At 60.0% G+C, this 21,465-nt stretch carries 20 protein-coding genes; 8 read left to right on the top strand and 12 right to left on the bottom strand.

Going from position 1 to position 21,465, the window contains the following annotated elements:
* Nucleotides 1-1,254: a sarcosine oxidase subunit beta family protein gene (locus RDL77_RS05085; RefSeq protein ID WP_223611780.1), complete on the bottom strand. Its 1,254-nt coding sequence runs from the start codon at nucleotides 1,252-1,254 to the stop codon at nucleotides 1-3.
* A gap of 211 nt (nucleotides 1,255-1,465) precedes the next feature.
* Here RDL77_RS05085 and folD point away from each other — a divergent pair, with 211 nt between their 5' ends.
* A complete protein-coding gene (gene folD, locus RDL77_RS05080) occupies nucleotides 1,466-2,365 on the top strand; it encodes a bifunctional methylenetetrahydrofolate dehydrogenase/methenyltetrahydrofolate cyclohydrolase FolD (protein ID WP_223611778.1) in 900 nt (299 codons plus the stop codon).
* Between the two features lie 38 nt (nucleotides 2,366-2,403).
* On the top strand, nucleotides 2,404-3,366 hold the full coding sequence (locus tag RDL77_RS05075) for a GlxA family transcriptional regulator (protein WP_105736378.1): 963 nt from the start codon (nucleotides 2,404-2,406) through the stop codon (nucleotides 3,364-3,366).
* Here the strand turns inward: RDL77_RS05075 and edd are convergent, their stop codons facing one another.
* Genes edd through zwf form a run of 3 tightly spaced genes read right to left on the bottom strand, consistent with a single transcriptional unit; the run spans nucleotide 3,367 to nucleotide 7,366 of the window.
* Entirely contained in the window at nucleotides 3,367-5,184 is a 1,818-nt protein-coding gene (edd, locus tag RDL77_RS05070) for a phosphogluconate dehydratase (RefSeq protein WP_223611776.1), read from the bottom strand.
* An 11-nt stretch (nucleotides 5,185-5,195) separates the two neighbouring features.
* Nucleotides 5,196-5,894: a 6-phosphogluconolactonase gene (pgl, locus tag RDL77_RS05065; protein ID WP_288192031.1), complete on the bottom strand. Its 699-nt coding sequence runs from the start codon at nucleotides 5,892-5,894 to the stop codon at nucleotides 5,196-5,198.
* Between the two features lie 2 nt (nucleotides 5,895-5,896).
* Complete coding sequence (gene zwf / locus RDL77_RS05060) at nucleotides 5,897-7,366, bottom strand: glucose-6-phosphate dehydrogenase (protein ID WP_223611772.1); 1,470 nt, start codon at nucleotides 7,364-7,366, stop codon at nucleotides 5,897-5,899.
* A 159-nt stretch (nucleotides 7,367-7,525) separates the two neighbouring features.
* Between zwf and RDL77_RS05055 the strand changes: the two genes are divergently transcribed.
* The 3 genes from RDL77_RS05055 (at nucleotide 7,526) to RDL77_RS05045 (ending at nucleotide 10,786) form a co-directional block, all read left to right on the top strand.
* A complete protein-coding gene (locus RDL77_RS05055) occupies nucleotides 7,526-9,001 on the top strand; it encodes an aldehyde dehydrogenase family protein (RefSeq protein ID WP_288192030.1) in 1,476 nt (491 codons plus the stop codon).
* Nucleotides 9,002-9,055: 54 nt separating this feature from the next.
* Nucleotides 9,056-9,805, top strand: coding sequence for an SDR family oxidoreductase (locus RDL77_RS05050; RefSeq protein WP_223611769.1), 750 nt, complete (start codon nucleotides 9,056-9,058; stop codon nucleotides 9,803-9,805).
* Between the two features lie 135 nt (nucleotides 9,806-9,940).
* The gene (locus RDL77_RS05045) at nucleotides 9,941-10,786 is read left to right on the top strand and encodes an oxidoreductase (protein ID WP_288192029.1); all 846 of its coding nucleotides are present in this window, start codon (nucleotides 9,941-9,943) and stop codon (nucleotides 10,784-10,786) included.
* A 44-nt stretch (nucleotides 10,787-10,830) separates the two neighbouring features.
* Here the strand turns inward: RDL77_RS05045 and RDL77_RS05040 are convergent, their stop codons facing one another.
* Nucleotides 10,831-12,435 (bottom strand): inorganic phosphate transporter, encoded by a 1,605-nt coding sequence (locus RDL77_RS05040; protein WP_288192028.1) that lies wholly within the window; start codon nucleotides 12,433-12,435, stop codon nucleotides 10,831-10,833.
* A gap of 131 nt (nucleotides 12,436-12,566) precedes the next feature.
* Here RDL77_RS05040 and RDL77_RS05035 point away from each other — a divergent pair, with 131 nt between their 5' ends.
* Together RDL77_RS05035 and RDL77_RS05030 are read left to right on the top strand one after the other, a co-directional pair.
* Nucleotides 12,567-13,691, top strand: coding sequence for a beta-ketoacyl-ACP synthase III (locus RDL77_RS05035; protein WP_288192027.1), 1,125 nt, complete (start codon nucleotides 12,567-12,569; stop codon nucleotides 13,689-13,691).
* A 1-nt stretch (nucleotide 13,692) separates the two neighbouring features.
* Entirely contained in the window at nucleotides 13,693-14,445 is a 753-nt protein-coding gene (locus RDL77_RS05030) for a YiiX/YebB-like N1pC/P60 family cysteine hydrolase (protein WP_288192026.1), read from the top strand.
* On the opposite strand, the gene RDL77_RS05025 is transcribed toward RDL77_RS05030, so the two are convergent.
* Complete coding sequence (locus tag RDL77_RS05025; RefSeq protein WP_288192025.1) at nucleotides 14,430-15,053, bottom strand: TetR/AcrR family transcriptional regulator; 624 nt, start codon at nucleotides 15,051-15,053, stop codon at nucleotides 14,430-14,432. The genes RDL77_RS05030 and RDL77_RS05025 overlap by 16 nt on opposite strands.
* Before the next feature lie 91 nt (nucleotides 15,054-15,144).
* Between RDL77_RS05025 and RDL77_RS05020 the strand changes: the two genes are divergently transcribed.
* Nucleotides 15,145-15,936, top strand: a complete 792-nt coding sequence (locus RDL77_RS05020) for a crotonase/enoyl-CoA hydratase family protein (protein ID WP_223611758.1) — start codon at nucleotides 15,145-15,147, stop codon at nucleotides 15,934-15,936.
* Between the two features lie 7 nt (nucleotides 15,937-15,943).
* Here RDL77_RS05020 and RDL77_RS05015 read toward each other — a convergent pair whose 3' ends face one another.
* The 6 genes from RDL77_RS05015 to aceA all read right to left on the bottom strand — a co-directional run bounded on the left by RDL77_RS05015 (nucleotide 15,944) and on the right by aceA (nucleotide 21,366).
* On the bottom strand, nucleotides 15,944-17,230 hold the full coding sequence (locus RDL77_RS05015; RefSeq protein ID WP_288192024.1) for an FAD-binding oxidoreductase: 1,287 nt from the start codon (nucleotides 17,228-17,230) through the stop codon (nucleotides 15,944-15,946).
* Between the two features lie 176 nt (nucleotides 17,231-17,406).
* Nucleotides 17,407-18,840 (bottom strand): glutamine synthetase family protein, encoded by a 1,434-nt coding sequence (locus RDL77_RS05010; RefSeq protein ID WP_223611756.1) that lies wholly within the window; start codon nucleotides 18,838-18,840, stop codon nucleotides 17,407-17,409.
* A gap of 155 nt (nucleotides 18,841-18,995) precedes the next feature.
* Nucleotides 18,996-19,289, bottom strand: coding sequence for an addiction module antidote protein (locus RDL77_RS05005; RefSeq protein ID WP_288192023.1), 294 nt, complete (start codon nucleotides 19,287-19,289; stop codon nucleotides 18,996-18,998).
* Entirely contained in the window at nucleotides 19,286-19,588 is a 303-nt protein-coding gene (locus RDL77_RS05000; RefSeq protein ID WP_288192022.1) for a type II toxin-antitoxin system RelE/ParE family toxin, read from the bottom strand. Before RDL77_RS05000 ends, RDL77_RS05005 begins: the two co-directional genes overlap by 4 nt.
* Before the next feature lie 149 nt (nucleotides 19,589-19,737).
* Nucleotides 19,738-19,971: a hypothetical protein gene (locus RDL77_RS04995; RefSeq protein WP_027230260.1), complete on the bottom strand. Its 234-nt coding sequence runs from the start codon at nucleotides 19,969-19,971 to the stop codon at nucleotides 19,738-19,740.
* A 105-nt stretch (nucleotides 19,972-20,076) separates the two neighbouring features.
* Complete coding sequence (gene aceA / locus RDL77_RS04990) at nucleotides 20,077-21,366, bottom strand: isocitrate lyase (protein WP_288192021.1); 1,290 nt, start codon at nucleotides 21,364-21,366, stop codon at nucleotides 20,077-20,079.
* Nucleotides 21,367-21,465 lie beyond the last annotated feature (99 nt).

Here is a 21,465-nt window from a genome sequence, read left to right as displayed (position 1 = left end):
TCAGTGCAGGCGCGGCGTGGGGCCCATGCCCTTGTCGTCAATGACGTAGCCGCGATAAAACCGGTCGAGCGTGAACGGTGCCGACAGCGGATGCGGCTCATCCTTGGCGATGGTCCAGGCGAAACATTTGCCGGAGATCGGCGTTGCCTTGAAGCCGCCGTAACACCAGCCGGTGTTGAGATACATGCCCGGCAGTGGTCCGGTGGTGATGATGGGGGAGCCGTCCATGGACATGTCCATGATTCCGCCCCACGAGCGCAGCAGCTTGACGCGGGCCAGCGCCGGCATGAGGGCGACGAACTCGCTCATCACATCTTCCACCACGGGCAGGTTGCCACGCTGCGCGTAGGAATTGTAGCCGTCGATATCGCCGCCGAAAACCAGCCCGCCCTTGTCCGACTGGCTGAAATAGAGATGGCCGCCGCCGAATGTCGCAACCGTATCGACGACGGGCTTGAGCGCTTCCGAAACGAAGGCCTGCAGGACATGCGATTCCAGCGGCAGCCGGTCAACACCTGCCCGGCGCATCAGCTCGCTGGTGTGTCCGGCGACGGCGCAGGCGGTCTTTTTCGCATTGATCGGACCGCGTGTGGTCATGACGCCGGTGACCTTGTCGCCGTCCTTGATGAAGCTGGTGACTTCGCAATTCTCGATGATGTCGACGCCGAGCTGGTCAGCTGCACGCGCATAGGCCCACACTACGGCATCATGGCGCGCCGTACCGGCGCTGCGCTGCATCAGGCCGCCGATAATCGGAAACCGCGCGGATGCGCTGGTGTCGAGACCGGGTATGAGTTTTTCCAGCTGTTTCGGATTCATCAGCTCGCAATCGATGCCGTTGAGCCGCATCTGGTTGCCGCGCCGGATATAGACATCGAGCTGCGGCAGGTTGTGCGCAAGATTGACCACGCCGCGCTGCGAGAACATCACATTGTAGTTGAGGTCGTGCGACATGGTCTCCCAGAGCTTCATCGATGCCTCGTAGAAGTGCTGGTTTTCCGTCAGGAGATAATTGGACCGCACAGCCGTCGTGTTTCGGCCGATATTGCCGGAACCGAGCCATCCCTTTTCCACGACAGCGATATTGCGGATGCCGTGTTCCTTGGCCAGGTAATAGGCGGTCGCCAGCCCGTGTCCGCCGCCGATGATCACCACATCATAGGCCGGCTTCGGATCGGGTTTGCGCCACGCAGGCTTCCAGTCCTTGTTGCCGTTGAGGGCGTTCTTGAGAAGGGAGAAAGCGGAATAGCGCATCGACGAATCCAGTTTGCAGGCGGAACAGTGTGATCATGCGTGGTTTTGGCGTATTCGCAAGCCCCAGAACCATCCTTGGGTCACATCATCGCATTGCCCTTATGGGCCGCTTTCGTTATTGCGTCAGTGAACGCCGTTCTGGCGGTATTGTATTGCCTAAGAATCCTCAGAATGACGTCCATTCCCGAAGCGCGATGCCCAGGAGCAGCACATGGCAGTGACGATTGATGGCAAGCAGATTGCCGAAGACGTGGTTTCAAAGGTCAAGGCGTCCGCCGCCGAGCTGATTGAGGTCACTGGCATCACGCCCGGTATTGCCGTGGTGATCGTCGGCGAGGACCCGGCCAGCCAGGTCTATGTCGCCTCGAAGGGACGCAAGGCCAAGGAATGCGGCTTCCATTCCGTGCAGCACACCCTGCCGGAGCAGACGAGCGAAGATGAACTGGTCAGGCTGGTGGAAACGCTCAATGCCGATCCGGCCATCCATGGCATTCTCGTGCAATTGCCTTTGCCCAAGCACATCGATTCCGGCCGCATCATCCAGACCATTTCGCCCGACAAGGATGTCGACGGCTTCCACTTCATCAATGTCGGCAAGCTGGGGACCGGCGAGCTCGACACCGCATTCGTCCCCTGCACGCCCGAGGGCTCGATGCTGCTGATCGACCGCATTCTCGGCCGTGATCTCTCCGGGCTCAATGCGGTGGTTGTCGGCCGTTCCAATATCGTCGGCAAGCCGATGTTCAACCTGCTGCTCGCACACAATGCCACGGTCACGATTGCCCACAGCAGGACGAAGGATCTGCCGGGCCTTTGCCGCAATGCCGACATTCTGGTGGCTGCTGTTGGCCGTCCGCAAATGATCAAGGCGGACTGGGTGAAGCCTGGCGCGACTGTCATCGATGTCGGTATCAATCGCATTCCGGCTCCCGAGCGGGGTGAAGGCAAGACGCGTCTTGTCGGCGATGTCGATTTTGCCGATGTGGCTCCCGTCGCCGGCGCATTGACGCCGGTTCCCGGTGGTGTCGGGCCGATGACGATTGCCATGCTGATGGCCAACACGCTGGTTGCCGCCCACCGCAGTGCCGGAAAAACACCGCCCCGCTTCTAATTCATTGGTTTGCAACCGGATTGTCGTTAGAACAGCATATGCCCGAAGCCCTCAAGGTCAGTAGAACCTTCGCTTTTCTGCTTGTCGACAAATTCCCGATGTTCAGCCTTGCCGCTGCCATCGATACGATGCGCACGGCCAACCGGATGGCGGAAGAGCCATTCTACGGGTGGACCACCGTGTCCGCCACGGGTGCGCCGGTCACCGCATCCAACGGTCTGCAGATCAATGTGCAATATTCGCTGGCGGAGCTTCCCGCCGCCGATATTTTCTTCATCTGCGCCGGGCTGACCACCGAGTTTGAAGAAAAACCCAAGGTTATCGCAGCGCTGCGCAATCTCGGGCGGCGCGGCGCGGCGCTGGGCGGGCTCAACATCGGCAGTTACATCCTCGCCGAAGCAGGCCAGCTCGAAGGGCATCGCTGCACGATCCATTGGGAAAACCGCGCCGGTTTTCAGGAGCGCTTCCCGCAGATCGAATGCACCGGCAATGTTTTCGAGATCGACCGCAAGCGCTATACCTGCGCGGGCGGAACCACCTCGATCGATCTGATGCTGGAGATCATCCGGCAGGATTTCGATCCCGGCCTTGCCAATGAAGTGGCCAACCAGTTCCATCATGAGCGCATCCGCTCGCAGACGGATCGCCAGCGCATCGGGCCCGAGCGGGACCTGACCGGAAAATCCGAGAAGCTGCGCAAGATCGTCGAGCTGATGGCCGACAATCTCGAACAGCCGAAATCGGCGGTGCGGCTGGCCAAGGCTGTCGGCTTGTCCGTCCGGCAGGTGGAGCGCTTGTTCCTGCGCCATCTCAACATGACGCCGGGGCGCTATTACATGAGCCTGCGGCTGGAGCGGGCGCGCGAGCTGCTGCGGCAGACGCATTCGCCTATTCTCGACGTGGCGCTGGCAACGGGATTCACGTCCCATTCCTATTTTGCCCAGAGCTACCGGGCGCAGTTCGGGCGCTCACCTTCCGATGAGCGCCGCACCACCTATTGATCAGCCGAAAACCGAAGCGCCCTCGTCGGCGCGGCCCACCACGTTGCGGAAGGCGGCGAACAGTTCGCGGCCCATGCCGTAGCTGTTATGGCTGAGATCCACGATTGGGTCAGGACGCGCAGCGAGAACTTCAGGGTCTTCCAGCACATCAAGCGTACCGATTTCCGCGTCGAGCCGCACCATGTCGCCGTCGCGGATCTTGGCGATCATGCCGCCACTCAATGCTTCCGGGGTCACGTGGATTGCAGCAGGCACTTTGCCCGAGGCACCGGACATGCGCCCGTCCGTCACCAGCGCGACCATATGGCCGCGATCCTGCAGGACGCCGAGCGGCGGCGTGAGCTTGTGCAGCTCCGGCATGCCATTGGCCTTTGGACCCTGGAAGCGGACAACAGCGACAAAGTCACGGTCGAGCTTTCCTGCCTTGAAAGCGTCCTGCAGCGCCGCCTGGCTGTCGAACACGATGGCAGGCGCCTCGATAATGCGCCGTTCCGGCTTGACTGCCGATGTCTTGATGACGGCGGTGCCGAGATTGCCCTTCAGCATCTTCAGGCCGCCGGTTGCCTGGAACGGCTCCTTGACCGTGGACAGGACCTTCTTGTCGGCGCTTTCACTCGGGATAGGACTGCGTTCCACGGTGCCGTTTTCACCGAGCTTGACCTCGATGGTGTAGGCACGCAGGCCTTCGCCCCAGACGGTTTTCACGTCCTCATGCAGCATGCCTGCATCCAGCAATTCGCGGATGATGTAGCCCATGCCGCCCGCTGCGTGGAAGTGGTTCACATCGGCGAGGCCGTTCGGATAGACCCGCGCCAGCAGCGGCACCACGTCGGAAAGGTCCGAAATATCCTGCCATGTCAGCTTGATGCCCGCAGCCGCCGCCATGGCGACGAGGTGCATGGTGTGGTTGGTCGAACCGCCCGTGGCATGCAGCCCGATAACGCCGTTGACGATGGTCTTCTCGTCGATCATTTCGCCGACCGGCGTGTATTCATTGCCGAGCGCGGTGATGGCAAGGGCGCGCTTGGCGGCCTCGCGTGTCAATGCTTCGCGCAAAGGCGTGCCGGGATTGATGAAGGACGAGCCCGGCGTATGCAGCCCCATGATTTCCATGAGCATCTGGTTGGAGTTGGCCGTACCGTAGAAGGTGCAGGTTCCCGGCCCGTGGTAGGATTTGGATTCCGACTCCAGCAATTTATCGCGGCCGACTTTGCCTTCCGCGTAGAGCTGGCGTGTCTTTGCCTTCTCGTCATTGGGAAGGCCCGTGGTCATCGGACCGGCCGGGATGAACACGGCGGGCAGGTGACCGAATGTCAGCGCGCCGATGACGAGGCCCGGCACGATCTTGTCGCAGACACCGAGATAAACAGCCGCATCGAACATGTCGTGCGACAGGCCAACGGCCGTCGCCATGGCAATGACATCGCGGGAGAACAGCGACAGGTCCATGCCCGGCTGTCCCTGGGTCACGCCATCGCACATGGCCGGCACGCCGCCGGCAACCTGCGCCACGCCGCCCGCCTCGTGCACGGCCGCCTTGATCAGCTGCGGATAGGTTTCGAACGGCTGATGCGCCGACAGCATGTCGTTGTATGAGGTGATGATACCGATATTGGGCACAACATCGCCAGCCAGCGCGGCCTTGTCGGACGGTCCGCAGGCGGCAAAGCCGTGAGCGAGATTGGCGCAGGCCAATGCAGTGCGTTTCGGCTTGTGGGAAGCAGCTTCGCGCAGGCGGTCGAGATAGACATCGCGGGTCGGGATCGACCTCTCACGGATGCGGTTGGTAATGCTTTTGACCCTTTGCAGGACGGTCATCGGTTTTCTCCTTATGGAGCCCAGAAAATCTCAAGATTGATGGGTGTGTGGCGCAGGATAGCGCGAATGGGCATGTCAGCGGTTGCCCCGTCGCCAAGCGCCTTGTCGAGGACGGCTTTTTTGCCGTCGCCTTCGATGTGCAGGACAACGAACCGGGAATGAACGATCACCGGCAGGGTGAGTGTCAGGCGCGGTTCACCGGCACCCTCCGCCTGCATCGGCAGGACGAGCGCCGGCTGCGTCATCGAAATCGCGTCGGCAAGGCGGTCGCCGCCGGGGAAGAACGAGGCCGTATGACCATCGCCGCCCATGCCGAGAATGGTCACGTCGAAAGGCTGGCCCAGTGCGGCGATGGCGGTCGCCGCGGATTGAACGGCAGCGTCCGCATCCGCAGACGCATGATAGAGCCCGACGAAATTGGCCTTCGCTGCGGCATTCTGCAGAAGCAGCTCCGTCACCAGCTTCTGGTTGGAGCGGTCATTGCTTGGCGGCACGAAACGTTCGTCCACCAGCGTGACGGTGATCCGGGTCCAGGGCAGGTCCTTGACCGACAGCGCCTTGAAAAAGCGGGCAGGGGTGGTTCCGCCCGATACCGCCAGAACCGCCTTGCCGCGCGCATCGCATGCGGCCTGCAGGTGTGCTGCAACACTGGTCGCCAGTGCTTCCGCAAGAGCGTTTCCATCGGCAAAACTGTTCAGTGTCTGCTGCATGATCATGTCTCGTGCCAGGTGCGTCCGTCGCGTTCAATCAAGGCGATGGCCGCGGATGGTCCCCATGTACCGGCGGTATAACCTGCTGCGGACTGGTCATTGTCGGTCCAGGCTTTCAGGATCGGATCGATCCAGCGCCATGCGGCAACAACTTCGTCGCGGCGCATGAACAGGGTCTGGTTGCCGCGCACCACATCCATCAGCAGGCGTTCATAGGCATCGGGGCTGCGCACCTGGAACGATTCCGCAAAACTCATGTCGAGCGGAACGTGGCGCAGGCGCATGCCGCCCGGACCCGGATCCTTGATCATCATCCACTGCTTCACGCCTTCATCGGGCTGCAAGCGGATCACCAGCTGATTGGCGACGACCCGGCCCGCGCTCTCGCCAAAGATCGAGTGCGGAATGGGCTTGAACGAAACGACGATTTCAGAGGCCCGCGTGGCAAGGCGTTTGCCGGTGCGCAGGTAGAACGGCACGCCGGCCCAGCGCCAGTTGGCGATCTCGGCCTTGATGGCGACGAAGGTTTCCGTGTTGCTCGTCGCGCCCAGCTCTTCCTGATAGCCCTTGACCGGGCCGCCGGCGGACGCACCGGCGCGGTACTGGCCGCGCACGGTCAGCTCTTCGGCATTCTTGCCATCGATGCGGGCAAGCGAGCGCAGGACTTTCAGCTTCTCGTCGCGCACGGCATCGGCATCCATGGATGCGGGAGGCTCCATCGCAACAAGGCAGAGAAGCTGCAGCATGTGGTTCTGCACCATGTCGCGCAGCGCACCGGCCGTATCGTAATAGCCGGCGCGGCCTTCGAGGCCGACCGCTTCCGCGACGGTGATCTGCACGTGGTCGATATGCGCCGAGTTCCACAGGGGCTCGTACAGCGCATTGGCAAAGCGCAGCGCCATCAGGTTCTGCACCGTTTCCTTGCCGAGGTAGTGATCGATGCGGAAAATCTGCTGTTCGTTGAAGACGCTGCCGATCGTGTCATTGAGCGCAATGGCGGATTTAAGATCGCGGCCGATCGGCTTTTCGACGATGATGCGGGTCTGATCGGTGATCAGCTCATATTTCTTCAAGCGGCTGGCAATGTCGCCGAACAGGCTCGGGCTGACCGCGAGGTAAAACGCCCTGATCTTCCTGTTCGCGTCGCCAATCGCACTTTTGAGATCGTCCCAGCCATTGTCCGATGTCGCATCGACGGCTACATAGGACAGGCGCTGCAGGAATTGCTCCACCTGCTTCTTGTCGATCTCTTCCGGTTTGACATGTTCCTTGATCGCGGCTTCCGCAAACTTGCGGTAGTCGGCATCGGACATCGCCGAACGCGATGCGCCAATGATGCGCGTGGGCTCCGTCAACTGTCCGTCCCGCTGGCGTTGATAGAGCGCGGGGATCAGTTTGCGCTCGGCAAGATCGCCGCTGCCGCCGAAGACGATGCAGTCAAAAGGTTCAACCGGGATAATCTGGCTTGTCATAAGATTAAGTCTCGCTATGCCAAAAATAGGTGTTCCGCTGATGCAGGCCTGTATAATCTAATCGATTTAAAAAGGCCAGCACCGATCCGTCTTCTGCGTCAAAATGCATTCCCAAGACGGTTCAATTCCAATACCATCGGCGCAAAGCAGGAACCCGTCATGGATCAGAATCTCTCTCGAATTGTCGCACAGGATAAGAATTTCCTGAATATCATTAATGGCCGGCGGGTCGCCGCACTCTCGCAGGAAACGATCACTGTTTTGTGTCCGTCCGATGGTTTGCCCTTCGCCACCATCCCGGCGGGCAATGCCGATGATGTGGATCGCGCCGTGCGTGCAGCGCGGCAAGCCTTCGAACACGGACCCTGGAGCCGGATGCCGGCTTTCGAGCGTGGCCGCCTGCTGACACGGCTCGGCCAGCTCGTCGAAGAGCATGGCGACGAACTTGCGGCGCTCGAATCGCGCGATACCGGCAAGCCGGTCCGTCAGGGCAAGGCGGATGTCGCCGCGACCATGCGCTACTATGAATTCTATGGCGGTGCCGCCGACAAGATCCATGGCGATACCATTCCCTTTCTCGACGGCTTCACGGCGCTGACGCTGCGCGAACCGCACGGTGTGGTTGCCGGCATCATTCCATGGAACTATCCGATGCAGATCATGGCGCGCGTGGTTGGCGCCGCGTTGGCGATGGGCAACACGCTGGTCATCAAACCGGCCGAGGATGCCTCGCTGTCCGCCATCCGTATCGGTGAACTGGCCATTGAGGCAGGATTTCCCGATGGCGTTCTCAATGTCATCACCGGTTATGGCCGTGATGCAGGTGCCGCACTGTCATCGCATCCGGGGATTGATTACGTCACCTTCACCGGTTCGCCCGTCACCGGGACCGCGATCCAGCAGGCCGCCGCCGCGAACAATCGCGGCGTCACCATGGAACTGGGCGGCAAGTCGCCGCAAATCCTGTTTGCCGATGCGGACGTGGAAAAGGCCCTGCCGGTTCTGGTCAATGCCATCATCCAGAACGGCGGTCAGACCTGCTCGGCGGGAAGCCGTATCCTGATCGAGCGTCCTCTCTATAATGACGTCGCTGCCGCCCTTGGCGAGCGCTTCAGCAAGCTTGTCGCCGCACCGCACGATATGGACCTTGACCTTGGCCCGATGGTGAACCCGGCGCAGAAGCGCAAGGTCGAGAACTTCATCACTTCCGCTGCCGAGTCCGGGATTGAGGTTGTTGCCCGCGGCTCCATTCATGTCGAAGCGCCCGTGGAGGGTTACTACGTCGCTCCCGTGCTTTTCGGCGCTGTCGATCCCGCGTCGGTTCTGGCACAGGAAGAAGTGTTCGGGCCGGTATTGTCGCTTTTCGCATTCGATGACGAAGCGGATGCCATCAGGCTTGCCAACGGCACCGATTACGGTCTCGTCGCGGGTATCTGGACCCGGGACGGTGCCCGCCAGCACCGTGTCGCCAAGAAAGTTCGCGCCGGACAGGTTTTCGTCAACGCCTATGGTGCTGGCGGCGGCGTCGAACTGCCGTTTGGCGGTTTCAAGAAGTCCGGTCACGGGCGGGAAAAGGGCTTTGAAGCGCTCTTCGATATGTCCGCAACCAAAACGGTCGTGTTCCGCCACGACTGACCGGGCCGACACCCGGAACAATCCCATTCAAGATCAATAGCATGAGGAAATGACATGACCCGTTTGGCAGGCAAGACAGCGATCATCACCGGCGCAGCCGCCGGTTTCGGCGAGGGAATGGCGAAGCGCTTTGCCGAAGAGGGGGCCAATGTCGTCGTCGCCGACCTGAACCACAAGGGTGCGGAAACGGTTGCTGCCGCCATTGGAAAAAAGGCGATTGCCGTAGAGGTGGACGTTTCGCGCAAACACGATATCGATGCGATGGTTGCTGCCGCAATGGATGCATTCGGCCGCGTTGACATCATGATCAACAATGCTGGGTTCACCCACCGCAATGGCTCGATGCTCGAGGTGGATGAAAGCACCTTCGACCTTATCACTGCGGTGAATATGAAGGCGATCTACTATTCAACGCTTGCCGTGGTGCCGATCATGGAAATGCAGGGCGGTGGCTCCATCATCACCACGGCGTCCACGGCTGGCCTGCGTCCGCGTCCCGGCCTCACCTGGTACAATGCGTCCAAGGGCTGGGCGATCACAGCGACGAAATCCATGGCGGTTGAACTGGCACCGAAGAATATCCGGGTCAATTGCCTGTGCCCGGTCGCAGGAGATACCGCGATGCTCAGCCTGTTCATGGGCGAGGACACACCGGAAAAGCGCGCGCAGTTCAAGGCTTCGATCCCGCTCGGCCGCCTGTCGACACCGCTGGATATCGCCAATGCGGCCCTTTGGCTCGCTTCCAGCGAGGCTGAGTTCATCACGGGCGTGGCGCTGGAAGTCGACGGCGGGCGCTGTATTTAGACGGGATCAACTGATTTTGTCTTGAACGGGAAGCAGATCGGCCTACATCCGGAGTGTCGTCCAATTTCCCCAATGGCTGTATCCGGCTGATCGTGGTCCGATCAGCGGCGCGGCTCATCCTTCAAGGACATGATCATGACATCGAAACCCGTCTGGTTTATCACTGGCTGTTCAACCGGTTTTGGCCGCGAGCTGGCGCGCCATACGCTTGAACTGGGTTATCCCACCGTCATCACCGCACGTAACCCCGCACAGGTCGAAGATCTGGCGCGGGGCAATGAAGACAAGGCACTTGTCCTCAAACTCGACGTGACCAATGCGGACGATATTGCCGCTGCCGTCAAGGCGGCGGAAGCCCGCTTCGGCCGTATCGATGTGCTCGTCAACAATGCCGGTATCGGCTATTTCGGTTCGCTCGAAGAGAGCGACATCGATGAAGTGCGCAAGATGTTCGAAATCAACGTCTGGGGTCTCGTCAACATGACCCGGGCCGTCCTGCCCGTCATGCGCAAGCAGCGGTCGGGGACCGTCGTCAATATTTCATCGATTGGCGGTCTTGTGGCCAATTCGGCCGTGAGCTTCTACAATGCCACCAAGTTCAGCGTCGAAGCGATTTCGGAAGCCCTGTCCAAGGAAGTCGCGCACCTTGGGATCAAGGTTCTGATCGTGGAACCCAGTGGTTTCCGCACGGACTGGGCCGGACGCTCGGCCAACGAGGCACCCACGACCATTGAGGATTATCGCGAGACGTCCGATCAGCGCATGCAGCAGATCAGGACATCCAGCGGCAATCAGCCGGGCGATCCTGTGCGGGCGGTCAAGGCGATCGTCCAGGCCGTGGAAGCGGACACGCCGCCCCTGCGCCTGCTGCTTGGCAAGTTTGCACTCGCCGGAGCCCGCAGCAAGATTACCGAACTGCAGCGGGATTTTGATGCCTGGGCCGAGGTAACCGAAGGCGCCGATGCGCCGAAGGGATCCTGATCAAGCGAAAATGGCCGGCATTGCCGGCCATTTTTCATTCCGGACTAAATCAGTTGGCGCAGGATCACGAACAGGGTGAAGGACAGGGCAATCGACACCGGCAGTGTCAGCACCCAGGCCATCAGCAGGTTACGCACCGTCGACATCTGCAGGCCCGAGCCATTTGCCACCATCGACCCCGCCACGCCTGACGAGAGAATGTGGGTCGTGCTGACCGGCAGGCCCAGCGTGTCGGCAGTGAAGATCGTCCCCATGGCAACCAGTTCGGCCGAAGCACCCTGCCCATAGGTGAGGTGCGTCTTGCCGATCTTTTCACCGACGGTGACGACGATCCGGCGCCAGCCGACCATCGTGCCCAGACCGAGGGCCAGCGCCACGGCAACCTTCACCCAGGTCGGGATGAATTTCGTCGCATTGTCGATGGCCTGGTGATAGGTCTTGATGGTGGCAAGGTCGGCGGGCTGCATCGGCAGCAGTTTGGCCTTGTCGATCAGTTTCAACGCCTCGCCGGTCAGATACATGTTATTGCGGGTGTTGCTGACCATGCCGACCGGAACCGTCGACGCGGAGCCATACGGCGATATGCTGGCATTGGTCTGGTCAATGAACTGGCGCAATGCGACGGTGGTTTCATCGCTCCATGTCTTGTTGCGCACCGCATTGCTGACCACCGAATTGGCATCGGTGACGGTGATGCCGGGCTTTTCATAGGAGCGCAGCGTTGTCGCGGCTGCGGTCGCGGCGGACTTGTAGGCTTCGAGATAATTGATATCCGGGGTGCGGTTGAGCGCGAAGGATGTCGGCACGACACCGATCAGGATCAGCATGATCAGACCCATGCCCTTCTGGCCGTCATTGGAGCCATGGGCGAAGCTGACACCGGTACAGGTGAAAATCAGCAGGCCGCGGATCCACAAAGGCGGAGGAGTCTGGCCTTTCGGCGCTTCATAGAGGGCTTTGTTTTTGATCAGCAGCCGCATCGCCAGCAGCAGCAGGGCGGCCATGCCGAAGCCGACGAGCGGCGAAATCAACAGCGACATGCCGACTTCCGTGGCCTTCGACCAGTCGACGCCGCTGGTGGCAGTGCCTGTCGGCGCCAGGAATTGATTGGCGAGACCGACGCCGACAATCGAACCGATCAGCGTGTGCGAGCTGGAGGCGGGCAGGCCCAGATACCAGGTGCCGAGGTTCCACAGAATGGCGGCGGTCAAAAGTGAAAACACCATGGCAAGACCGGCGCTCGAACCGACCTGCATGATCAGTTCCACCGGCAGAAGCGAGATGATACCGAAGGCAACGGCACCGCTTGCGGTCATGACCCCGAGAAAATTGAAAATGCCCGACCAGATCACGGCGATCTCGGCGGGAAGCGAATTCGTATAGATCACCGTTGCAACGGCATTGGCGGTGTCGTGAAAACCATTGACGAATTCAAAGCCCAGGGCCGTAACCAGCGCAAGCCCAAGAAGAATCCACGGCACGGCGACCGAGCTGGTCAAATCCTGGGTGAGTGAATATCCGACATAAAAAAGGCCGCCGATCAGGATGGCGACCACCGCATAATTAGGCCAATTGCCTAAATTGCTTGGTTTGTCGAGCGGGTGTTCGTCTTTCAACAGACGTGTGTCAGTCGCATTGCTTACCGTCATCAGGAAATCCCCAGTATTTGCTTCAAACACTAGGGGGAACGCTAAAGCCGGCGCGTGAACTCTTGATGACAACTTGCGCGCGGACGTTTGAGCGTCTAACGCTTGAGGCAGATAAAAACTATGGAAACGCCATGCATAAGGTTGTCATAAGCGGTACCGGTGTCTTTACGCCGGAACTCTCCATCAGCAATGCCGAACTCGTTGAAGCATTCAACAGCTATGCCGTGCGGCAGAACGAAATCCATGCCGATGAGATTGCGGCAGGCACGCGCGCACCGATGACGATGTCCGCGGAAGACTTCATCGTCCGCGCATCGGGGATCGAGCGGCGCTACGTGCTCAACAAGTCGGGAATTCTCGATCCGGCGATCATGCATCCTGTCCTGCCGGAGCGCAGTGATGATGAACTGTCTGTCATGGCTGAAATGGCGGTCAAGGCGGCAACCGCGGCGCTGGCCAAGGCCGGCCGAACCGCTGCCGACGTGGATGCCGTGATCTGCGCCGCGTCCAATCACGAGCGCCCCTATCCGGCGATTGCCATCGAGGTGCAGGAAGCGCTGGGAATACAGGGTTTCGGCTTTGACATGAACGTTGCCTGTTCGTCGGCGACATTCGGCATCCAGGCGGCGGCCGACATGATCCGTTCGGGATCGGCCCGCGCCATCCTCATGGTCAACCCGGAGATTTGCTCCGCCCATCTCGAATGGCGTGACCGCGACTGCCATTTCATTTTCGGCGATGTCTGCACGGCGGTGCTGCTGGAGCGCGACGACCTTGCAACCGCACCGGACCGGTTCGAGATCATCTCGACCCGCTGCCTGACCCAGTTCTCCAACAATATCCGCAACAATAACGGGTTCCTGCGCCGCACGCGCGAGGGCCACATGACCGACCGCCGCGACATGCTGTTCCGTCAGGAAGGCCGCAAGGTGTTCAAGCAGGTCGTGCCGATCGTTTCCGACCTGATCCTTACCCATCTTGCCGACGAGAATATCGCACCGGCACATCTGTCGAGGCTCTGGCTGCATCAGGCCAACAAGGGCATGAACGATCTGATCGGCTCGAAGGTGCTGGGGCGTGAACCGGAAACGGGGGAACAGCCGAATATCCTGCAGGACTATGCCAATACGTCCTCCGCGGGATCGATCATTGCCTTCTCCCAATATTCCGATGACCTTGCACCGGGCAGTCTCGGCGTCATCTGTTCCTTCGGTGCCGGCTATTCCGTCGGCAGCGTGATTGTGAGGAAGGTGTAGCTTGGCGGCATCAGAGCCTGTCACCACGGCGAAAACGTTGCGGCCCGATCCGTTGGAGTTCCAGTCAGGTGATTTTGTGTGGCCGAAGAAGCCGGGGGTTATCGTTCCCTATTCCGCGGCCTACGCGCCTGACATGCGGCAGGTTCCAACCGATTTTTACGACAGGCAAAAATTCGAGACCGAGAAGCGTGCTTACCTGGAGCAGGTGGCGAAATCCGATCCGGATTTCACCGCAGCGCGGGAAGCCCGGCTCAACAGGCTGGATTTTGAAGAGTTCGCAAAACGATATCACGGGCCGCAAAAGCTGAGCAAGGAATCGCTGGGGACGGGATCAATCGTCTACGTCGGACATGTGGCTATTCTTGAAATTTGCGATGGCAAGCCGTTTGTGATCGAAGCCGTTTCCGGCAGGGGCGTTGTCAGGCAACCCTATGAAAATTGGCTTGCTTCCCGTCCTGGGGAAGAGGTCTGGCATGGCCGCGTTGCGGACCTGCCGCAGGACCAGCGCTCGGAAATACCAGCCGAAGCAAAAAAATATCTTGGCCGCCCCTATGAATTCTTCAATCTGGATTTGAATGACGATTCCGGCTTCTATTGTTCCAAGCTTGTCTGGCTGGCGATCTTCCGCAGCTTGCAATTTGCCATCGATGACGATCCTGAGAGCGAGAGATTTTTCTGGTTCTCTCCCAAGCAGTTGATGAACGCCAGGCGAGTCCAGCTTCTCTACAGTCCTGGAAGTTATTTGGACAACTGAGGCTTGTTTGAAAGCGAGTATCGCTCGGCATCCCTGATTTCCGACAGGTGAACAAGTGCCGCCGCCGCTTTGCCCGCAGCCTCGACATAGCTGGCATCACGATGGACAAGCATGATGGAAAAGGCCCCGTCCATCAGCAGCACGATCTGCCGGGCGAGGGCTGGCGGCTCTTCCACTCCCGCTGTTGCCAGAACATCCGCCAGCCACGCCTCGAATTTCTTCTTGTGCGCGGAACCGATCTTGATGGCGGGGTGGCCGGGCATGTTGGCCAGTTCGGCAGCTGTCCGCAGGAAACCGCAGCCCTTCCATTTTTTGTGCCGCGCAGCCCTGGCCAGATGGGTGAAGATCGCTTCGACCTTGTCCGCAATCGTGCCGTCCGCCGCGTTGAACCACTTGGCAAACAGCGCAAGATTGGGCTGGTCGCGCGACTGGAGATAGGCGGCAACCAGATCGTCCTTGCTCTTGAAGTGATAGTACAGCGTCCGCTTTGTGAGCTCCGCCGCTTCCGCAACGGCATCCACGCTGACAGCACGAATGCCCTCCGCATAGAACAGGCGGCTGGCTGCATCGAGAATGCGGTCGCGGGTCGGGTCGGATGTCCTTGGCATGGCGATAAAGTATACTAGCTAGTGAATATACACAATGTGCATGGAGCATTACATCTTCGGCCTTGATCCTTCCCAGTGAAAGGCAAAATCGATGTCCGATCCCGTGCTCTTCGAAATCAACGGCAATATCGCGTTTCTGACCCTGAACCGGCCGGAAAAGCTCAATGCCCTGAACTACGCAACCAATGATCTGCTGCTGCAGCTTCTCGATCGCATCGAGGATGATCCCGGCATCCGCGCCGTCATTCTGACAGGCGCAGGCGACCGGGCATTTTCGGCGGGCGGAGACATTCATGAATTCTCGCAGAGCATAGGCGAAGGCATCGATATCGCCGTCAGGGCGTTCGTGCGGCGGGGGCAGGCGATGACCGCGCGGATGGAGGCGTTTGGCAAGCCGATCATCGCTGCCGTCAACGGCATTGCCTTCGGCGGCGGTTGTGAAATCACCGAGGCGGTGCATCTGGCCGTTGCGAGCGAGCGGGCCGTGTTTGCCAAGCCTGAAATCAATATCGGCATCCCGCCGACCTTTGGCGGCACCCAGCGCCTGCCGCGCCTTGCCGGCCGCAAGCGCGCGCTGGAACTGCTGTTGACCGGCGATACCTTTTCAGCGGCGAGAGCCCTGGAACTCGGGCTGGTCAACAGGGTGGTTCCCCATGAAGACCTGCTTCCCGCAGCGCTTGAGCTTGCCGGCCGTATTCTGCGTCATTCCCCGGTGGTGGCTGCGGGCATCATCACCGCCGTCACACGCGGGTTGAACATGCCCATCGGCGAGGGGCTGCAGATGGAAAGCGAACAGTTTGCCCGTGTCGCCGCCTCGCACGATACGCGGGAAGGGTTGAATGCCTGGATCGGGCGGCGGGCCCCCGTGTACCGGGGGAACTAGCTGGGATTCAGATCCGGTCCATCAGGGCATACCAGCTGAGCGCGAGAAACAGCAGCGGCGCGCGGAAGGTGCGCCCGCCCGGAAAGGCCGGTACTTTCAGCTCTTCCAGCAGTTTCAGGCGGTCGCGGTTGCCGGCGACGGTCTCGGCATAGAGCTTGCCGACATAGTTCGACAGCATCACGCCATGACCGGAATAGCCGCCCGCCGAAATGACGTTGGGCATGACTTCGCGCACGAAAGGCTGCCGGGGCAGGGTGATGCCGACGGAGCCGCCCCAGGCCTGCGTGATTTCCACGTCGGCGAGTGCCGGATAAATCTCGGCGATCTGCCGGCGGATATGGGTGCTGATATCGAGCGGATTGTCTGCGGTATAGGCTTCCCGTCCGCCGAACAGCAGCCGCCCATCCTTGGAGCGGCGGAAATAGCGCACGACAAAGCGCGAGTCGTCGACACTTTCGCCGCCGGGCAGGACCGGACTGTCTTGGCCAAGCGGCACCGTGGCGCCGATGAACGAGCGGATCGGCATGACATGCGAAGCGCTGATCGGTTCGAGGTTGCCGCCGTATGCATTGACCGCGATCAGGCATTTGGCGGCCGTCACGTTGCCTTTGGCCGTTGCCACCGTCACCCGTCCGTTCTGCGAGGTGATGCCGGTAACCCGGGTATTCTCGTGAAGACGGGCTCCGGCCCGGGCTGCTGCTTGTGCTGTGCCAACCACAAGTTTCATCGGCTGGATATGACCGGTGCCCGCATCGTAGACGCCGCCGAGATAGCGCGTGGAGCCGAGGCGTTCCGCTGTCTCCGCCGCATCCATGTAATGAATATGTGGATAGCCGAAACGGGTTGCCATCAGTTCCGCGTGGGCGCGGTAATCTTTCAGATAGCGCTTCTTGTGCACAACGGACATTTGCCCCGGCACGAATTCGATGTCGATCTTGTGCGTGTCGGCGAACTGCAGAAGGTGCGCCTTCGCCTCTTCGGCAAGGTCGAACAGCGCCTTGGCGCGGGTAAAGCCATACTGTCCTTCCAGCTCCTCCGCCCAGGCGCGCTGCCCGGTGCCGAGCTGACCGCCATTGCGCCCGGAGGCGCCGTCACCGAAACGGTAGGCTTCCAGCAGGACGACGTCGACACCCGCCGAGGCGAGGTGAACGGCGGCGGAAAGGCCGGTAAAGCCGCCGCCCACGATGACAACGTCGGCGGTGCGCGAACCGTCCAGTGCCGGATATTCGGTGCGATCCGCAATGGTCGACTCATACCAGGAGACGCCGGGGGAAATCGGTGACTGATAGGGCATGTTATGAAGCAATCTTGTTTGCTGGTTTGCTGCACGACCATTGTGCGTGGTTCGACAAGCTCACCATGAGGGGAAGGTATTGGCTGCAATGCCGATTCTGCGATCCTCCATCTCCCACATGGTGAGCTTGTCGAACCACGCACAGTGCTCCTGCAACCAAAGAAACCTCACTCAAATCAGACGTTCAACAGCAGATATTCACGCTCCCATGGACTGATAACCTCCATGAAAGTCTCGAACTCCGCCCGTTTGATGGCTGCGTAGGTGATGGCAAAGGACTGTCCCAGCATGGCCGTCAGGTCCTTGTCCTGTTCGAACAATATGGTCGCCTCGATCAGCCCGCGCGGCAATTCGATCAGATTGTCGTTGACCGTGGTCGAGGCCGGTGCATCCGGCTCGATCCTGTTGTTCATGCCGAGCAGGCCGCAGGCGAGCGACGCCGCCAGGGCAAGATAGGGATTGGCGTCGGACGACGGAATGCGGTTTTCCACACGCCGGGCATTGGGGTCCGAACGCGGCACGCGGAAGGCCGTCGTGCGGTTGTCATAGCCCCATTTGACATTGACCGGCGCAGAAGCCGCCGGTGTCAGCCGCCGGTATGAATTCACGTAGGGCGCGAACATGACCAGAGAGGCCGGAACATGCTTCTGCATGCCGCCGATGAAGTGGCGGAATGCCTCGCTTTCACTGCCGTCGGGATTGGAAAACACGTTGCGCCCGGTCTTCTTGTCGACGATCGACTGGTGGATATGCATGGCCGATCCGGGCTGGCCCTGGATGGGCTTGGCCATGAAGGTTGCATACATATCGTGCTTCAGCGCCGCTTCGCGGATGGTGCGCTTGAACAGGAACACCTGGTCCGCAAGCTCGACGGGATCGCCATGGCGCAGGTTGATTTCCAGCTGCGCCGCACCTTCTTCATGGATCAGCGTGTCGATCTCCAGGCCCTGGCCCTCGGAGAAATGATAGATATCGTCGATCAGTTCGTCGAACTCGTTGACGCCGGCGATGGAATAGCCCTGGCCGCCGCCGATGGCACGGCCGGACCGGCCGACAGGCGGGGTCAGCGGATAATCGGGATCGGGGTTCTTCTTGACGAGATAGAATTCGATTTCCGGAGCCACAACCGGCTTCAGGCCCTTCTTGCTGTAGGCGGCCACAACGCGCTTGAGCACGTTGCGCGGGGTGAATTCCACCGCAGCGCCATCCTTGTTCACGAGGTCGCAAATGACCTGCGCGGTCGGGTCACTCTCCCACGGCACGACCGAAAGAGTAGAGAGGTCAGGCATCAATTTCAGATCGCCATCGTCTTCCGGATAGGAAAAGCCGTAACCGTCTTCCGGATAGTCGCCAGTGATCGTCGCCATGAAGACGGCGGATGGAAGTGCCAGTGACGTATTGGACGTGAATTTCTTCGACGGCATCATCTTGCCGCGGGCAACACCAGCCTGATCGGGCGTGATGCATTCAATGTCTTCGATATCCCGCCAGGCCAGCCATTCGGAAGCTTCGCGCCAGTTTTTTACGCCGCGTGTGGCTTTGACATAGGCAGGCGTGCGCCGCCGCGTTGAAGTCCGTGCGGGTTTCTTCTCAGGGGTTTCAGAAGGCATCAATCACCAGAATTTATTACGGTTTTCGGATGATAGATCAAAACTCATCGCTATGGGAAGGCTGGCACGAGAAAATTGTGGTCGTGTTTTTCGCCGTCAAAAACCAAAACCGTCCGCAATCGCTTGCGGACGGTGCAAAGGTACGAAGCTGAACTCTATGCGGCGTGTTTCGGCGTAACAGCAAGCTGCACACCCAGCGCCTTCAGGACGCCAAGCAAGGTGGTCAGTTTGGGATCGCCCTTGGCGCTCAGCGTTTTGTACAGGGCTTCCCGCGTGACACCTGCTTCCCTGGCAATTTGTGTCATGCCTTTTGCGCGGGCAACGATTCCAAGGGCGTCGGCAATATAGCTTGCATCGCCTGTTTCAAATGCATCGCTCAAGAGTTCGGCCTGTGACTCCGGCGTATCGAAATAGCGCGCCGGGTCGAAGGGGGTTGTCCTGATCGTCATTTTTCTTTCTCCAAATCCGCAACGAGAGCTTTAGCCTTCCGGATGTCTTTCTGCTGGCTGCTTTTGTCGCCACCGCACAGAAGAATGATCAAGACCGTTCCATGCTGGACAAAATAAAGGCGATAGCCGGGGCCGTGGTGAAGACGAAGCTCGCTGACACCCTCGCCGACAGGCTGCACGTCGCCGCTGTGCCCATGCCGAAGACGCACAATCCTTTGCGCTATCATATGCCTGGCGTGCCTGTCCTTCAGGCGATCCAGCCAATCCGCGAAGACCTGTGTTTGACGTATCTCAAGCATGTAATAATTAGATTACAAATGCGATGACGTCAATCAATCCAGACTTTCGGGTAATTCGCCGTCAAAAACCAAAACCGTCCGCAATCGCTTGCGGACGGTTCAGCGCGCCGTGCTGGTTCCAGACCGAAACCAGAGAAGGCCACGGTGAGCTATTGCCGGGTGACGACCACCGGGATCAGCAGGTCGCCCCAGTTGCCGTCGCCGCCGTGGTGGCGGGCGGAGCGGACCAGCTCCACGGACACGCCGGCATCCACTGCCTTCATGACGGATTGGTTGAGGCGATGCAGATCATTCGCGACCATGCGAATGACAGCCTGCTGGTCTGCATTCATGGCCGATGATTGCTCCTCGGCCCGTTCCTTCACGCGTGTCTGCGGTGCCATGATGATGCTCCTTGTTTCTGGCGTTGCAGTGGAACAATCAAATGATTGTCCCGTATGGACCGGCGGCATGTAAGGGCCTCGCCGACGGTCCGGATTGGGTGCCTGTTACTCGGCTGCCGGACGGAACTGTGCCGTCTCGGTCGATTCCTTCATGGCCGTCGTCGACGACTGACCGCCCGTGATGGCCAGCGAGACCGCATCGAAATAGCCCGTGCCGACCTCGCGCTGGTGCTTGGTGGCGGTGTAGCCGTTTACCTCGGCGGCGAATTCCGCTTCCTGCAGCTCCGAATAGGCGGACATCTGACGATCCTTGTAGCCGCGTGCCAGCTCGAACATGCCGAAGTTGAGCTGATGGAACCCGGCCAGCGTGATGAACTGGAACTTGTAGCCCATCGCACCCAGCTCGCGCTGGAACTTGGCAATCGTCGCTTCGTCCAGATGCTTCTTCCAGTTGAACGACGGCGAGCAGTTGTAGGCGAGCAGCTTGTCCGGATGTTGCTTGCGCACGCCTTCGGCAAAGCGCTTGGCCTGTTCGAGATCCGGCTTCGACGTCTCGCACCAGATCAGGTCCGCATGCGGCGCATAGGCGATCGCCCGGGCGATGCAGGAGTCGAGACCGTTCTTGACCTGATAAAAGCCTTCCGTGGTCCGTCCCGCATCATAATCGACGAAGGGGCGGTCGCGCTCGTCAATATCCGAGGTCAGAAGCTTTGCGGCTTCCGCATCCGTGCGGGCGATGACCAGGGTCGGCGTTCCCATGACGTCGGCAGCAAGCCGCGCGGCATTCAGGTTGCGGATATGGGCAGCGGTCGGGATCAGAACCTTGCCGCCGAGATGGCCGCACTTCTTTTCCGATGCCAGCTGGTCCTCATAATGCACGCCCGCAGCGCCAGCCTCGATGAAAGCCTTCATGATCTCGAAGGCATTGAGCGGGCCGCCGAAGCCGGCTTCCGCGTCGGCAACGATCGGTGCGAACCATGTATCGACTGACAGGCCCTTGCCTTCCGCGGTTTCGATCTGGTCGGCGCGCTGCAGCGTCTTGTTTATGCGTTTCGCAAGCTCCGGCGCAGCGTTTGCAGGGTACAGTGACTGGTCAGGATACATGGCGGAAGCGGTATTGGCGTCGGCTGCAACCTGCCAGCCGGAGAGATAAATCGCCTTAAGGCCCGCACGCACCATCTGCATCGCCTGGTTGCCCGACAGAGCGCCAAGGGCATTGACGAAGCCGTCTTCGTGGATGAGCTGCCACAGTCGGTTGGCGCCGTTTTCAGCAAGAGTATATTTGATCTGAACCGAACCGCGCAGTTTTTTGACATCGTCAGGCGTATAGGGACGTTCAATACCATCGAACCGACCTCCCGGAGCATTGGGTACGAGATTGTAAAAATCAGTCATTATCTTTCTCCAGCTTCTGTTGACGCGATCGCAGACAGGTCGTTTGGGAGTTTCGATGGCTGCGTTCATGTGACTGAATTTACATTGCGGTGCAGTAAT

This window comes from uncultured Phyllobacterium sp. (assembly GCF_902479695.1).
GTDB classification, from domain to species: Bacteria; Pseudomonadota; Alphaproteobacteria; order Rhizobiales; family Rhizobiaceae; genus Phyllobacterium; species Phyllobacterium calauticae.
Note: the sequence above shows the minus strand (reverse complement) of the source record. Positions and strands in the feature narration are given on the sequence as shown.

What these genes read in the sequence shown, in the direction of transcription:
- RDL77_RS05040 (WP_288192028.1), bottom strand. Translation starts at nt 12,435, where the DNA reads ATGACGGTAAGCAATGCGACTGACACACGTCTGTTGAAAGACGAACAC.
- RDL77_RS05020 (WP_223611758.1), top strand. Translation starts at nt 15,145, where the DNA reads ATGTCCGATCCCGTGCTCTTCGAAATCAACGGCAATATCGCGTTTCTG.
- aceA (WP_288192021.1), bottom strand. Translation starts at nt 21,366, where the DNA reads ATGACTGATTTTTACAATCTCGTACCCAATGCTCCGGGAGGTCGGTTC.
- RDL77_RS05075 (WP_105736378.1), top strand. Translation starts at nt 2,404, where the DNA reads ATGCCCGAAGCCCTCAAGGTCAGTAGAACCTTCGCTTTTCTGCTTGTC.
- RDL77_RS05005 (WP_288192023.1), bottom strand. Translation starts at nt 19,289, where the DNA reads ATGACGATCAGGACAACCCCCTTCGACCCGGCGCGCTATTTCGATACG.
- RDL77_RS05010 (WP_223611756.1), bottom strand. Translation starts at nt 18,840, where the DNA reads ATGCCTTCTGAAACCCCTGAGAAGAAACCCGCACGGACTTCAACGCGG.
- RDL77_RS05000 (WP_288192022.1), bottom strand. Translation starts at nt 19,588, where the DNA reads ATGCTTGAGATACGTCAAACACAGGTCTTCGCGGATTGGCTGGATCGC.
- RDL77_RS04995 (WP_027230260.1), bottom strand. Translation starts at nt 19,971, where the DNA reads ATGGCACCGCAGACACGCGTGAAGGAACGGGCCGAGGAGCAATCATCG.
- pgl (WP_288192031.1), bottom strand. Translation starts at nt 5,894, where the DNA reads ATGCAGCAGACACTGAACAGTTTTGCCGATGGAAACGCTCTTGCGGAA.
- folD (WP_223611778.1), top strand. Translation starts at nt 1,466, where the DNA reads ATGGCAGTGACGATTGATGGCAAGCAGATTGCCGAAGACGTGGTTTCA.
- edd (WP_223611776.1), bottom strand. Translation starts at nt 5,184, where the DNA reads ATGACCGTCCTGCAAAGGGTCAAAAGCATTACCAACCGCATCCGTGAG.
- RDL77_RS05025 (WP_288192025.1), bottom strand. Translation starts at nt 15,053, where the DNA reads ATGCCAAGGACATCCGACCCGACCCGCGACCGCATTCTCGATGCAGCC.
- RDL77_RS05035 (WP_288192027.1), top strand. Translation starts at nt 12,567, where the DNA reads ATGCATAAGGTTGTCATAAGCGGTACCGGTGTCTTTACGCCGGAACTC.
- RDL77_RS05085 (WP_223611780.1), bottom strand. Translation starts at nt 1,254, where the DNA reads ATGCGCTATTCCGCTTTCTCCCTTCTCAAGAACGCCCTCAACGGCAAC.
- RDL77_RS05055 (WP_288192030.1), top strand. Translation starts at nt 7,526, where the DNA reads ATGGATCAGAATCTCTCTCGAATTGTCGCACAGGATAAGAATTTCCTG.
- RDL77_RS05045 (WP_288192029.1), top strand. Translation starts at nt 9,941, where the DNA reads ATGACATCGAAACCCGTCTGGTTTATCACTGGCTGTTCAACCGGTTTT.
- zwf (WP_223611772.1), bottom strand. Translation starts at nt 7,366, where the DNA reads ATGACAAGCCAGATTATCCCGGTTGAACCTTTTGACTGCATCGTCTTC.
- RDL77_RS05015 (WP_288192024.1), bottom strand. Translation starts at nt 17,230, where the DNA reads ATGCCCTATCAGTCACCGATTTCCCCCGGCGTCTCCTGGTATGAGTCG.
- RDL77_RS05050 (WP_223611769.1), top strand. Translation starts at nt 9,056, where the DNA reads ATGACCCGTTTGGCAGGCAAGACAGCGATCATCACCGGCGCAGCCGCC.